At 63.6% G+C, this 13,950-nt stretch carries 12 protein-coding genes; 6 read left to right on the top strand and 6 right to left on the bottom strand.

Annotated features, from left to right (window positions below; translation table 11 throughout):
- The first annotated feature begins 96 nt into the window (after positions 1-96).
- A complete protein-coding gene (locus tag SU48_RS09825; RefSeq protein WP_064015105.1) occupies positions 97-324 on the top strand; it encodes a hypothetical protein in 228 nt (75 codons plus the stop codon).
- Between the two features lie 5 nt (positions 325-329).
- On the top strand, positions 330-1,304 hold the full coding sequence (locus tag SU48_RS09820) for a phosphotransferase family protein (protein ID WP_064015980.1): 975 nt from the start codon (positions 330-332) through the stop codon (positions 1,302-1,304).
- Positions 1,305-1,367: 63 nt separating this feature from the next.
- Here SU48_RS09820 and SU48_RS09815 read toward each other — a convergent pair whose 3' ends face one another.
- The 6 genes from SU48_RS09815 to SU48_RS09790 all read right to left on the bottom strand — a co-directional run bounded on the left by SU48_RS09815 (position 1,368) and on the right by SU48_RS09790 (position 8,607).
- Positions 1,368-1,721: a hypothetical protein gene (locus tag SU48_RS09815; RefSeq protein ID WP_064015104.1), complete on the bottom strand. Its 354-nt coding sequence runs from the start codon at positions 1,719-1,721 to the stop codon at positions 1,368-1,370.
- Positions 1,722-1,740: 19 nt separating this feature from the next.
- On the bottom strand, positions 1,741-2,850 hold the full coding sequence (locus SU48_RS09810; RefSeq protein WP_064015103.1) for a DNA glycosylase AlkZ-like family protein: 1,110 nt from the start codon (positions 2,848-2,850) through the stop codon (positions 1,741-1,743).
- 86 nt (positions 2,851-2,936) lie between these two features.
- Entirely contained in the window at positions 2,937-3,560 is a 624-nt protein-coding gene (locus SU48_RS09805) for a helix-turn-helix domain-containing protein (RefSeq protein ID WP_064015102.1), read from the bottom strand.
- A 396-nt stretch (positions 3,561-3,956) separates the two neighbouring features.
- Positions 3,957-6,386: a DNA gyrase subunit A gene (gyrA, locus tag SU48_RS09800; RefSeq protein ID WP_064015101.1), complete on the bottom strand. Its 2,430-nt coding sequence runs from the start codon at positions 6,384-6,386 to the stop codon at positions 3,957-3,959.
- Positions 6,387-6,639: 253 nt separating this feature from the next.
- A complete protein-coding gene (locus SU48_RS09795; RefSeq protein ID WP_064015100.1) occupies positions 6,640-7,152 on the bottom strand; it encodes a hypothetical protein in 513 nt (170 codons plus the stop codon).
- 63 nt (positions 7,153-7,215) lie between these two features.
- Positions 7,216-8,607: an MDR family MFS transporter gene (locus tag SU48_RS09790; RefSeq protein ID WP_064015099.1), complete on the bottom strand. Its 1,392-nt coding sequence runs from the start codon at positions 8,605-8,607 to the stop codon at positions 7,216-7,218.
- A gap of 210 nt (positions 8,608-8,817) precedes the next feature.
- On the opposite strand from SU48_RS09790, the gene fdhF reads away from it, so the two are divergent.
- The 4 genes from fdhF (at position 8,818) to SU48_RS09770 (ending at position 13,949) form a co-directional block, all read left to right on the top strand.
- A complete protein-coding gene (fdhF, locus tag SU48_RS09785; protein ID WP_157451232.1) occupies positions 8,818-11,844 on the top strand; it encodes a formate dehydrogenase subunit alpha in 3,027 nt (1,008 codons plus the stop codon).
- Between the two features lie 214 nt (positions 11,845-12,058).
- The gene (locus SU48_RS09780) at positions 12,059-12,538 is read left to right on the top strand and encodes a DUF1641 domain-containing protein (RefSeq protein ID WP_064015098.1); all 480 of its coding nucleotides are present in this window, start codon (positions 12,059-12,061) and stop codon (positions 12,536-12,538) included.
- Positions 12,539-12,543: 5 nt separating this feature from the next.
- Complete coding sequence (locus SU48_RS09775; RefSeq protein ID WP_064015097.1) at positions 12,544-13,470, top strand: formate dehydrogenase accessory sulfurtransferase FdhD; 927 nt, start codon at positions 12,544-12,546, stop codon at positions 13,468-13,470.
- Entirely contained in the window at positions 13,467-13,949 is a 483-nt protein-coding gene (locus tag SU48_RS09770) for a hypothetical protein (RefSeq protein WP_064015096.1), read from the top strand. Before SU48_RS09775 ends, SU48_RS09770 begins: the two co-directional genes overlap by 4 nt.
- Position 13,950: the final 1 nt, after the last annotated feature.

Raw genomic sequence — 13,950 nt, 5'->3', positions numbered from 1 at the left:
GAGTGTCATGAGTGCGGTGTGTACCGGGTGGCCCGCTGAAACGTTGAACCCGGTCAAACCGGGAACTCTTGGCGCGGCCCTCCCGTATGTTCTGGCATGAGTGGATTTTCTGCCGGATCGTTTTCGTTCAGTCGCAGCAGTGGCAAGCGGGGGGGCCTGCTGGGGGGGCACAGCCATTCCAGCGGCCACCGCGTGGGCTACGGTCACCGGGGACATGCCCGCCACACCGGGCGTCGGCGCGGGATGTTCGGCTGCCTCGGCGTGGTGCTGGCGGGCGTGGTGGCCCTCGGCGGCGTGGTAGGCCTGTTCTCGCTGCTGGCCTGAGTTTGTTGGATTGGCTGAACCGTTGGCGAGAGGCCCAAAATCTAGAGGCTCCCGCCGTTGTCCCGCGCTTGCCGCCGGGTGTGCGGGCCGCTTTTCCCGGTGCGCTGCGCTGCCTAGAAGCATGGACGGGAGAAGGGGCCGGATTTGCCCGCTATGCCTCGGCACATGGGCCGTTGTTCCTCAAATACTTGCCCGCTGCGGCCCAACAGCCCCGCCCCTACCACCGCCTTGCCCGCGAAATCGCCTACCTGCGTGACCTCGCGCCGCTGTCGCCCGTGCCACACGCGCCGCTCCTGCACGCCGCCCAAGACTCGGCCACCCACCGCGCCCACCTGATCACCGCTGACCTGACCGATTCCACGCTGGGCTGGGGAGCCTTTGCCTCCGACGAGGCGCGGGAAGGGGCATTGCTGGACATCGTGCGCTTGCTGGCGCTGCATCACGCTTTTTGGTGGAATCGGCCCGAAGTGACTGCTCCTACTGCCCAAGCGGAATGGACGTGGAATCCAGCGCGGGCGGTTCGGCAAGCACAAGAAATAGCCCGGTTCTCCGGCGCTGCCGTGCAGGACGCGGCCCGCCAGTTGCCGGAACTGTTGGCTGCCACATCCGGCGTCACCCTCGCGCACGGCGATATTCATTCCGGGCAGGTGCTGTGGCCGGAGGGAGGCGGGCCGCCCATTCTGATCGACTACGGCCAGACGCAGACCGCGCCGCTGGGCGTGGATTTCGCTCACCTGCTGGCCCTGCGCCTGAACGCCGCCGAACGCCTGCGCCTCGGCCCCAGTTTGCGGGCCACCTACCTAGCCGAACTCGCGCGGCATGGGCTGACGCTCTCGACCCAGCAGTTTGCCCATGAGGAACGGGCGGGCTTGGCCCTGAATTTGCTGTCTACCGCGCGGCAGGCGGTCCGCACCACAGACCGGGAAAGTGGCGTGGGAGAGGCGCTGGAACGGGCGGCGGCGGCGTGGCAGGCAGGGTGATGTGTCTAAAGGTCTAGGGTCTAAGGGTCTATGCACGGCGAACGACGCCTGCGGAGGTTGTCCTCAGGCCAGATTGTTGAAGAGCCACGCCAGCACAAAGCAGACGCCGCCTGCCACCAGCGCCAGCAGCATGGGTGCGAACGGCAATTCGGCCCGCCTGGTGCCCTGTCCCAATCGGCCTCGGCCCGCCGCTTCTGCCGCCGATGTGTCGAACGAACCTTTGATCATCAGGCCCGCCAGCAGACACAGCACGATGCCTGCCCAGTTCAGGCCTGCCAGCGCCCCGGGCAGCCCCCGCCCCAGCGCATAGCCGAGGCCCGCGCCCACCGCCGCCGCGCCCAGCCCGTACAGAATGCCGCGCCCCGCGAGTTCAGCCGCCGCTTGCCACCGAGATTGAGGTTGAAGGCTGTTGGTCATGTTGGGCAGTCTAGAAGATTTAGGACTGGTATAGGCCCAGAAATGCCCGGTAACGCGTTAATTCACCTGCTAAACCCTTGCGGAGGGCCGCCGTGTCCCGCACGCCCGGCAGCCACGTCACGTCGGACTTGAGTTCTCCTGCTTCTACCCGCAAATTGGCCCAGCCCACAGCGCGTTCGGCCCAAAATACGGGCAGCGCGTAGTATCCGAATTGGCGTTTGGCAGGCGGCGTGTAGGCCTCTAGACGGTAGGCCCAGCCGTGCAGATGTTCCAAGCGGCGGCGATCCCACACCAGCGGGTCGAACGGCCCCACGATCCGCAGGCCGGACGGGGCAGAGGGCTGCTCAAGCTCCCATTCGGCGGGCCACACATAGCGCAGGCCGTCCACTTTCGCGCCCATCAGAGTCTCTTTCACCGCCCGTTTGAAGGCCGCCCGCAAAGTCGTTTTCAGGTGCGGCAACCCAAATCCGCTGAGGCCGACGAGGTAGCCCAAACTGGCTTCGGGCAGTGGGCCGTACAGGTGGGCCAACAAGGAAACCACATGCTGCACGCGCTCGGCATCTGGTAGGGGCTGGTCACGCAGGGCGGCCAAGTGTGGTGCGGGGCCGTACACCCGCACGCCCGACACCCGCCGCAGCACCCGCGCTTCTCCCCGGTAGTGCAGCGCATCGAGCGCCCGCGTGGTGCCGCTCGATTGCCCGCCCCATGCGTTTTCTACCCGGCCCACACCCAGCGCCGCCGTCGCTTCTTTGGGGTGAAGTTCGCCCCGCTCCTGTAGCAGCGCCCGCACGCTGTTCAGCAGGGCCGGATGTTCGCGCTCTATGCGGGTGGGGGCCACTTCACGCGGATGCAGCCACGCCTGCACTTGCCGGGGCACGAAGCCGTAATTGGGCAACATGTCTTCTTCGGCGTCCAGCACGGCGTAGTGCTGCTCTAAGTCGCCTGCCCGGTAACCTGCCACTCGCGCCATCAGCGTCAGGTCTTGGGCACGCGCCGGAACCCGGATCGGGTCGGCCTGCACGAATTTCATGCTGTCCAGCGCGGCCTGAATGGAGGGCTGCGGCCCCAGTGTGCGGAGGGCCAGCGCCCGCAAGTGGGCCGGGGTGAGGGCGGTGGGGTGGTCGGGCATAGGGGAAGGATAGAGGGATGAGCAGGCACACGCAAAAAACCGCCCCAGCCTAGGCCAGAGCGGTTTCGGAAGAGTCGGTTTTACGCTTACGCGGCGGCGATTTCTTGCAGTTGCTTCTCGTTGCGCAGGGTGATCTTGCCGTAGCCTGCGCTGATCACGCCTTCGCGGCTGAGTTCGCCCACCACTTTGGTCACGGTTTCGCGCACGCTGCCCACTGCGGCGGCCAGTTCGTCGTGCGTGGCGTAGATCATGGTCTCACCGCTATCGAGCTGCGTGGCGAGGGCGGTGTCCTTCAGCTCCAGCAGTTCTCCGGCGATGCGGGCACGCAACCTCTTGCCGACAAGGCGGTAGATGCTTTCGTAGGCGCGCTCCAGCGTCCGGACAAGGTGAGTCGTCACCACGAGGTTGTCTTCGGCGCTCATCAGGGCGGGGTTGATCACGTCTACGCTGCTGTCGGTCACGGCTTCGGCAAAGTAAGCGCGGTTCACGCCTGCGAGGGCTTCTTCGCCAAAGTACTCACCGGGCTTCACGTAACGCAGGGTCAGGCCGTTGCCGTCGTCGTCCATGGTGTGCACGCGGATCAGGCCGCTGGCGACGCGGTACAGCATGTCGCTCTTGCCGGGGTACAGGATGACGGCTCCGGGGCGGTAGGTCACGGTGTCCACGAAGGTGCGGCTGTTGGTATTGGTCTTATGGCTGGTCTGTGTCATGTGCGTCGCCTCCAGGCGGTGGATTCGGGGTAGGAAGGACGCTGGGGCGAGGGCTTGTGCAGCCTTCCCAACGTTGATCACAGTGTAACCTAGAATCACATTTTTGTAAACACTTTTGTTTCTTTAATCAGCATTTAGCTTACGAAGTTCGGTCAGAAGTGGTGCGGAAGAAAGAGGCGTATAGCACGCTTGCCAACTCATATTCTGTGCAGAGCAGAAACTCACAGGGCGCTTAAGGTGCAGTTGATTCATCTGACCTCCTTGACAAGAGATAAGCAGATGACGACTGACCGGATTGTCACTAGGGTTGAGCAAGGCTTAAGCAGACTGCCACCCGACCATCACAAAACGCCGCGCCTGACCGCTGGGGCCGGGCGCGGCGTTTGGGGAGAGGGCTTACAGCTCGTCTTCCTTCCGCACCGGGAAGGCGCTGATCACGCGGTCTTTGTCACCGATGTTGATGACTTTCACGCCCTGCGCGTTGCGGCCTGTGGTTCTCACTTCTTCCACGCGGGTGCGAATCACGGTGCCTTTTTCGGTCAGCACCATCAGTTCTTCGTCGCCTGCCACGCGGGCCAGCGTCACCAGTTTGCCGGTGCGCTCGGTCACGTCCAGCGTAATCACGCCGAGGCCGCCGCGCCCTTTGCTGGGGTAGTCGCCCGCCGGGGTGCGCTTGCCGAGGCCGAATTCGCTGATGCTGAGGAGTTCGCTGGTTTCGTCGCCACCGGGCACGAGAGCCATGCTGACCACCACATCGTCGTCGCGCAGGCGCATCCCGATCACGCCCTGTGTGGCGCGGCCCGTGTCGCGCACCTCGGCGGCGTCGAAGCGCATGGCTTGCCCTTCGCGGCTGGCCAGCACAATATGGTCGCTCTCGCACACGATGCCCACGCCGATCAGTTCATCGCCGGGTTGCAGGTTGATGGCGATCAGGCCCGCCGACGTGATGTTGCCGTAATCGGTGATCTGGGTCTTCTTGACGATGCCCTTGCGGGTGGCGAACACGAAGCTGCCCTCTTCCTCGAAGCCCTTGACGCTCAGCACGCTGGCGATGTTTTCGGTTTCGCGCAGGGAAGGCAAGAGGTTGCGAATGTGCGTGCCCTTGGCGTCGCGGCCCGCTTCCGGCAGGTCGTAAATCTTCTCGTGGAAGACGCGGCCCTGATCGGTGAAGAACAGCAGGTAATCGTGCGTGCTGCCCACGAAGACGCGGGTGTTGATGTCCTCGTCGCGCAGCTTGCCGCCGCTGGAACCGCGTCCACCACGCGCCTGAGCGCGGTAAGCGTCCATGTTGGTGCGCTTGAGGTATCCGGCGCGGGTCATGGTGATCACCATGTCTTCCACGGCGATCAGGTCTTCGCGGTTGATGTCTTCTTCCAACAGCACGATGGTGCTGCGCCGCTCGTCGCCGTAGCGGTCACGGATGTCGCGCAGCTCCTTCTTGATCTCGCGCCACAGCAGTTTCTCGTCGCCCAAGATGGAACGCAGGCGGGCAATCGTGACTTGCAGTTCGTTGAATTCGTTGGTCAGCTTCTCGCGCTCCAGCCCCACGAGGCGTTGCAGGCGCATATCGAGGATGGACTGAGACTGCACTTCGGTCAGGCCAAAGCGGGCCATCAGCGCGTCGCGGGCCTCGGCTCCGGTGTTGCTGGCGCGGATCAAGGCAATCACTTCGTCAATATGATCCAGCGCCTTGATCAGCCCTTCCAGCACGTGGGCGCGTTCCTCGGCCTTCTTCAGCTCGTAGGCCGTGCGGCGCGTCACCACGTCGCGGCGGTGAACAAGGAAGTAGCGCATGGTGTCGATCAGGGGCAGCACGCGCGGCTCGCCGTTCACGATGCTGAGGTTGATGACCGTAAACGTGCTTTGAAGCTGCGTGTACTTGTAGAGCTGATTCAGCACGAGCGTGGGAATCGCGCCGCGCTTCAGCTCGATCACGATGCGGACGGGTTCCTTGCGATCCGACTCGTCGCGCAGGGCGCTGATGTCGGGGATTTTCCCGGCTTTGTACATCGCGCTGATGGTTTGCAGCAGGTTGGTTTTGTTGAGCTGGTAAGGAATCTCGGAAATGATGATCTGCGAGCGCCCATTCTTCTCGTCGATGCGGGCCTTGCCGCGCACCTTCAGACCAGAGTGCCCCGTGGCGAAGGCTTCACGGATGCCCTGCAAGCTGATGCGCCCGCCCGTGGGGAAATCCGGCCCCTTGACGTGTTCCATCATCTCGTCCAGCGTGATCTGGGGGTTGTCGATCAGTGCCAGCAGGCCGTTGCAAATCTCGGTCAGGTTGTGCGGCGGAATGTTGGTCGCCATGCCCACGGCGATGCCCGACGCGCCGTTGACCAGCAGGTTGGGAATGGCAGAGGGCAGCACAGTGGGTTCGGTGGTGGTCTCGTCGTAGTTGGGCTTGGTGTCTACGGTTTCTTTCTCCAGATCGGCCAGCAGTTCTTCGGCCACCTTGGTCATGCGGGCTTCGGTGTAGCGCATGGCGGCGGCCATATCGCCGTCCATAGACCCGAAATTGCCTTGAGGGTCAACCATCGGGTAGCGCATGTTCCACCACTGGCCGAGGCGCACCATCGCGTCATAAATGCTGGAGTCGCCGTGAGGGTGATACCGTTTCATGACCTCGCCCACCACGCTGGCCGACTTGGCGTGCTTGGTGTTCGACATCAGCCCTTCTTGCAGCATGGCGTACATGATTCGCCGCTGCACCGGCTTCAGGCCGTCGCGCACGTCTGGCAGCGCCCGGTCTACGATCACGTTCATGGCGTAATTGATGAAATTGGTTTTGACTTCGGTGGTGATGTCAACGGGAAGAATTCCGGTCATGAGGCTCCAATCTGCGCCGCAGGGCGTCAGGCGGGTTGGCGGAAAATGTTGACCGCCAACCGGGGGGATGAGAAGCCCGGCAAACCCTGCCGGGAATGGAACGAGTCTATCACATTATGCTATAGGCGTAACGGCAGATGCTCCCTCAACTGGCCCTATTGTACCGCACAGGGGCGTGGAAAAGGGGGTGTTGGGGGGCAAGAGGCAAGACAGCAAAACCCCGCCGAAGCGGGGCAATTGGAAGAGGTGAACGTTATTTGCAGTTATTGACGGCGGTCATGGCCTGCTTGAAACCCTTGACGTAAAAAGTGTAGTCCAGTGCGCTGGCCGAGTTGCGGAGAATCCGAACCGTCACTTTGGACTGGGCATTCTTGAAGGCGGCGACTAGGATTTGATCGCGAGCAGTGTCAAAGGCCATCGTCGTCAGGTCAATTTTGCCATTGTCTGTGGCTCCGTCGGATGGCAAAGTCTTTGCTTGCTGGCTGTCCACGCGGTACATCAGATTGGGGTAACGATCAGCGTCGTAATCACTGGTAGTGAGCAAGTCATTTTTGGTCTGCAAGTAAACATCGGGCTGACCATTCCGGCAAAGGAATGAGAAGAATGTATTTGCCTCTGTGTCGTTGATCTCAGCCACGGCAACGGTGCTTTTATTGGCGTCGGTCATGCTGTCAAATTCTCTAAAGTAGTAGACCTGTGTATTGGGAACGCGTTCGGCGGCGGCAGTGCCGATAAAAGCGGCACATAGAAGGGCTATTCGTTTCATGCTCAGTAGGGTAAATGGGTGAGGCAAATCGTGTTGCCTCATGTGCGGCGACTACCCCCATCGTCACCCCTTTTGCCCCACCGCTTGCCCCCCACCCGACAACCGTACCCGCAGCATCAAACTCAGGATCAGGCCCAGCAGCACCAGTCCCAACGCCAATTCGTAGGCGCGGCGCAGTCCCTCGGCCAACTCGAAGCCGCCCGCCGCAATCGCCGCTGGCCCGATGAGGAGGGCCATGACCGCCACGCCCAGCGCACCGCCCATCTGCCGGGCAAACAGCACGCCGCTGGTCACTGCGCCCAATTCTCCCTTCTGAGCGCCTTCCTGCGCGGCCAGCAGCAGGCTCAGCATGGCAAAGCCCATGCCCATGCCTACCGCGAAGCCCAGCGCCGACGTGACCCACAGCGGCGCGTGAACGGCGAAGATCAGGGCGGCGAACATCACAACCAGCACGGCAAATCCAGTCTGGGTCATGCGGGCCAGCGGAATGCGGTTCAGCAGGCGGGCGGCCACGATGGCGGTCAGTGTCCAGCCCACCAGCATGGGCGTGAGGATGGCTCCGGCAGCGGTGGCCCCGCCCCCCGTGACGCCCTGCGCGTACAGCGGCAGGTAGGCGATGACGCCAAAATACGCCGCCCCGCCCAAGAAGTTGCCTGCAAAAGCGATACGCGGCAGCCGTTCTTTCAGCGCCCGCATCGGTAGCAGCGGGGCAGGGTGGCGGCGTTCCAGCAGGATGGCCGCCACCAGAATCAGCAGGCCCGCGCCCACCATCAGCCACAGGCGGCTTTCTAGCCCCCAGACCGTCAGGCCGCTGCCCAGCGTAAACAGGCCCGCGCCCAGCCAGTCCAGTTTGGCGGGCCGGGGCGTGCCCGTTTCTTTCAAGTGCCGCCACGCGATGTACAGGGCCAGCATTCCGAACGGCAGACTCACAAAAAATGTCCAGCGCCAAGACAGGCTATCGGTGAGCCAGCCGCCCAGCAGCGGCCCCGCCAGCCCCGACACGCCCCACACACCGCTGATGAAGGCTTGCACGCGCCCGCGTTCGGTCAGCGCGTAGGTTTCGCCAATAATCGTGAGCGTCAGGGGCAACACCGCCCCCGCGCCGAGGCCCTGCAAGGCCCGCGCCGCGATCAGCCAGCCCATGCTGTTTGCCATGCCGCACAGGGCGCTGCCCAGCAGGAACACCACCACCCCGATCAGATACAGTCGCCGCCGCCCCAACACATCCGAGGCGCGGCCCCACAGTGGACTGGACACCGTGCTGGTCAGCAAAAACACGGCAAAGGGCAGGGCATACCAGCGTTCGCCGCCCAGATCGGCAATCACGCTGGGCATGGCCGAGGCCACTACGCTGGCTTCGAGGGCAGCCAGAAACACACCCAGTACGAGGCCAGTGGTGGCGACTCGGCGGGCATCTGGCCCCAGCTTGGGCGGAGGCGGCGGAACGGCAGTCATGGAGGTCAGCCTACGCCCGCTGCAAGGGGGGAGAGGGTGGGGAAGCGTTCAGAAGTCGGTCATCAATGCATTGCGGGCCTGCGGCGCACCACAGAATGCGCAAGCTCTACGGCTTAGATTTTGAACTGACCCCGCCTATACTCGTTCTTATTCGTGCAGGGTGGAGGCAACGTGACGGAACAGAACCTAGGGCGAAGCGTGCGGGGGCCACTGCGGGTCAATACCGGGCCAGAAGTGGCCGTGCAAATAGACGGCGTGGCCTTCGTGGGACGCACCGGAGAACCCCTGATCGACGTCATCAACCGCGCCCAGATCGAACTGGCGCAGGTCTGCTATCACCCGCAACTGGGGCCGATCCAGACCTGCGACACCTGCGCCGTGGAAATCAACGGGGTTGTGGGCCGCGCCTGCGGAACCCCCGTCACGGCGGGCCTGACCGTTCGCACCCAGACGCAGGCCGCCCGCCTTGCCCAGCGCGACGCCTATGACCGGATCGTGTCCAACCATGACCTGTACTGCACCGTCTGCGACAACAACAACGGCAACTGCACGGTACACAACACGCTCTCGCTGCTGGGCGTAGACCATCCCACGCGGCCTTTTCAGCCCAAAGGGTTGGCGCAGGATCATTCCAACGCCTTTTACCGCTATGACCCCGATCAGTGCATCCTGTGTGGGCGCTGCGTGGAGGCCTGCCAGAACGTGCAGGTCAATGAAACCCTGAGCATCAACTGGGAAGCCGAGCAACCCCGCGTGCAGTGGGACGGCGGCAAACCGATTGGCGAGTCCAGTTGCGTCAGTTGCGGGCACTGCATCACGGTGTGCCCCTGCAACGCGCTGATGGAAAAGTCCATGCTGGGCGAGGCGGGCCTGCTGACGGCGCTGCCCAAACCCGTGTTCGAGGCGGCCATCGATCTGGTTAAGGGGGTGGAGCATTCCAGCGGCCTACAACTGATCATGAACGTGTCGGATGTGGAGGCGGAAACGCGCTCGGCATCCATCCAGAAGACCAAAACTGTGTGTACCTACTGCGGCGTGGGCTGCTCCTTCGAGATTTGGACGAAAGATCGCCACATTCTGAAAGTGGAGCCGGGGCCGGGGCCAGCCAACGGCATTTCGACGTGTGTGAAAGGTAAATTCGGCTGGGAGTACGTGAACAGCGGGGATCGCCTGACCACGCCGCTGATCCGGGAAAACGGACGGTTCCGCGAAGCAAGCTGGGACGAAGCCCTTGACCTGATCGCGTGGCGTTTGGGCGAAATTAAAGGGCAGCATGGGCCGGATGCTTTGGCGTTTATCGCGTCCAGCAAGGCCACCAACGAAGAAGCTTACTTGGTGCAAAAGTTTGCGCGGCAGGTGATCGGCACCAACAATGTGGACAACTGCTCGCGCTACTGCCAGTCGCCCGCCACGCAAGGCCTGATGCGCACGGTGGGCTACGGCGGCGACAGCGGCACTATCCATGACATAGAGAACGCCCGACTGGTGATCACGGTGGGCAGCAACACCGCCGAAAGTCATCCAGTGCTGGCAACCCGTGTGAAACGGGCGCATAAGCTGGGGCGCACGCAACTGGTGGTGGTGGATATTCGTGAACACGAACTTGCCCGCCGTGCCGACACGTTCTTGCGCCCCCGCCCCGGCACCGATTTCGTGTGGCTGTCTGCCCTCTCGCGCCTGATTCTGGATAACGGTTGGGCCGACGACGCCTTCTTGCAGACCCGCGTGAACGGTCTGGAAGAATTCCGCGCCAGCGTGGACGCCTTTACGCTGGCCTACGCCGAGGCGGAAACCGGACTCGCGGCGGCAGAGATTGAGGCTCTGGCACGGCAAATCGTGGCGGCAGGGCAGGATAAAACCAAGGGTGGCGTGTGCATCCTCTGGGCCATGGGCGTGACGCAGCAGTGCGGCGGCAGCGAGACGAGTACCGCCATCAGCAACCTGCTCCTCATTACGGGCAATTACGGACGCACCGGCACAGGCGCTTATCCGTTGCGTGGGCACAACAACGTGCAGGGCGCGTCCGACATGGGGGCCATGCCCGATCAGGTCAGCGGCTACCAGAAGGTTGCTGACCCCCTAACCGTGCAGACCCACGAGCGCGAATGGGGCGTAACCCTGCGCCCAGAGCGCGGGCTGGACAACACCCAGATGATTGACGCCGCCATAGCGGGCAACCTCAAGGCCCTGTGGCTGACGGGTGAAGAAATGAGCCTCACCGACGCCAACGCCAACCATTTGGAGAAAGGCTATGAGGCGCTGGAATTTATGGTGGTGCAAGACCTCTACTTCACCCATACCGCCCGCTATGCCGATGTGGTGCTGCCCGCCGCCTCTGCGCTGGAAAAAGAAGGGACGTTTACCAGCACCGAACGCCGTGTGCAACGGTTGTATGAGGCTATGCCGCCGCTGAAGGGCACGCGCCCCGACTGGCAGATTTATACGGCGGTGGCGGAGCGTATGGGCCAGAGCTGGGGCTACACGCACCCCGCCGAAATCATGGCCGAAATTGCCCGCGTGACGCCCATCATGGCGGGCGTCAGCTATGACCGTCTGCAAGGCTTCGACTCGCTGTGCTGGCCTGTGGCCGAGGACGGCACCGATACGCCGCTGCTCTACGTTGACCGCTTCAACTTCCCGGACGGCAAGGCCCGCCTCTATCCGGCGCAGTATCAGCCGCGCCAGCACACGCCTGATGCCGAGTTTGACCTGCACCTGAACTCCGGGCGCATGTTGGAACATTTCCACGAGGGCAACATGACCTTCCGTGTGGCGGGGCTGGCGGCCAGCGTGCCCGATACCTTCGTGGAAATCAGCCCCGAACTGGCCGCTGAACGCCAGATCACGAACGGCCAATGGGTGCGTCTGATCAGTCCCAACGGCGCGGTGAAAGTGCAGGCCCACATCACCGGGCGGGTCAGCGGGCATGAGGTGTATGTGCCCATGAACGCCCGCCACGCCGAAGACGCTGTGAACCGCCTGACGGGCAACAACAGGGACACGGTGACCAATACGCCCGCCTACAAAGACACGGCGGTCAGGCTGGAAGTCCTACCGGAAGGTGGCCCGAACCCGCTGCCGAAGGGTAATTCCCGCTACGGCCATCCCACGCCGCAAACCGGGGTAGAGGTGGAGCGCAAGTGGGCGCGGCCTGATTATGTGTTTCCCGGCGGCCTGTTGCCCATGCTGGGAGACAGCCTGAACGCACGGTCTGACCGGCTGGGCGGGGATGATTGAAAGCCCTTGTCCCCACCTCTAAGGGGGGGCGTTGCGCGAGCAACGGGGGGGTTCACACGCCGACGTTTCCGCCAAAAACCCCCAGTCTGCTCCGCAGCCAGCCCCCCCTCAAGGGGAGCGCAACAGCTTTGAGTCCTCCCCTTGAGGGGGGGCGTTGCAAAGCAACGGGGGGGTTCACCTTCCACCATCCCGCCCACACACCCGGAGTCCCCACATGGCCAAAGCCCTAGAATTCACCCCCCAGCCCCCCACCCCCCAAGAACACCTCGACGCCTCTGTATCCGACTCTGCCGAAGCGTTGGCCGAAAGCCTGCGCCTGCTGCGCGAACTGCATGAACACGGCGTTTTAGATGTGCTTGTGAGGCTGGTGCGCGGCGGCGAGGGCCTCAGCGCCTCCGCCCTGCACCTGCTGGCGGGCGAGAGCAGCACCACGCTGATTAAGAACGTGGTGGAACTGGGCAAAACCGCCTCCGCGCTGAACCCGGATGAGGTGCGTGTGCTGGGGCAGGCCGTGAGCGCGGGCGTGACCGAGGGGGCCAAATACGTCGCTGAATTCAATGCCCGAAACCGGGGCATCGGCCTGCCCGAACTGCTGAGCCTGCTGCGTGACCGCGATGTGCAACTGGCACTGGGCGCAGTGTTCGGCGTGCTGAAGGGTGCGGGCCGCGCCTTGCGGGAAGCCGGGGAGGAGTAAGGCTGATGTCTGGCCCCGCCCTGACAGACTGGCCTGCGACGGTCTATTCCGGCAGTGGGGCAGGGGAGAAGTCGGAGACTTTAGCCGTAGAGGAGCCGCTGGAAGTGCGCCTGCACACGCCGTCTGGCCCGGTCACGCTGGGTATTCTGATGAGAACGCCCGGAGCCGACGCCGAACTGGTGCGCGGCTGGCTGCTGGCAGAAGGGCTGTGGCTGGGGACGCCACAGTTGGAACCTGACCCCGAAAATCCGAACGTGATGGGGCTGCACACGCCCGAGCATGAGCGGTTGGCGGCGGGGGCGCGGTTGGGCGTGTCGTCCAGCGCGTGCGGCGTGTGTGGCACGGGCAGCATAGAGCGGCTGGCGGTGCGGGCGGCCCTACCCGTTTGGACGGGTGGCCCGCTCAGCGCCGCGTTTCTGGCCGGATTGCCGGGGCGCTTGCAGACGCTTCAGCCGGGATTCGCGGCGTCGGGCGGGCTACACGCGGCGGGCCTGTTCGGGCCGGATGGGGCGTGCCTCTGCGCCTACGAGGACATAGGCCGCCACAACGCCACCGACAAGGTGATCGGCTGGGCGCTGGAACGGGGATTATTGCCGCTCTCATATCAAATTGCGATGATTCGCGAGAATCATCCGAGCGGAGCGAGTGGCAAAAAGGACGGGCTGGCGGCGTTTGCTGAACATCCGGTGCCTTTACGGATGTTCGGGAATCAGAGCAAGTCCGTATCAGACAGCATTCTGGTGGTCAGCAGCCGCGCCGGATTCGAGATCGTGCAAAAGGCAGTGATGGGCGGCGTGGCGGTGGTGGTCACGGTGGGCGCGGCCACCAGCCTCGCCGCCGAAACTGCCTCCACCTTCGGGCTTACTTTGTGCGGCTGGGCGCGGGCAGACCGCCTGACGGTGTATTCGGGGGCAGAGCGGGTGCGGCCATGAAGCGGGCAGACTTGGCCGATGCATTCGACTGGGACGGCTCCCTCCTCAATCTCTGGAGCTTTGGCATGGACGCCCCCGCGTGGCTCCGCGCCATGCACGCGCAAGACCGGGCCTTCCCCTGCGCTTTCCTGATCGGTGGCGAACCCGCCCCGCTGCCCGATCTGGCCGGGATAGAACTCTTGGCAACGGGTGGGGAAGATGACCCGATAGCCGAGTTTCACGCCGATACGCCTTGTCCGGGCAGTCAAGGTGCCTTGCAAGTCGTCTTTTTCCTCAACTTTGGCCTAGACCCAATGGAGGCCACCCTGCACCCGCTGGACGTGCCCGACGAGGCTGCTTTTGCCCGCCTGACCCGCTTGCTGAAGATTCTGACCGAGGCCACAGGCCAAGACGTGTTTCTGTGTGCTGAGAGCGGTGAATTTGAATCCCGTTTGGTCTACGCGGTCTACCGTTTCGACTCTGGCTGGGCAGTGGCCTGAC

This window comes from Deinococcus puniceus (genome assembly GCF_001644565.1).
Classification (GTDB): domain Bacteria; phylum Deinococcota; class Deinococci; order Deinococcales; family Deinococcaceae; genus Deinococcus; species Deinococcus puniceus.
Note: the sequence above shows the minus strand (reverse complement) of the source record. Positions and strands in the feature narration are given on the sequence as shown.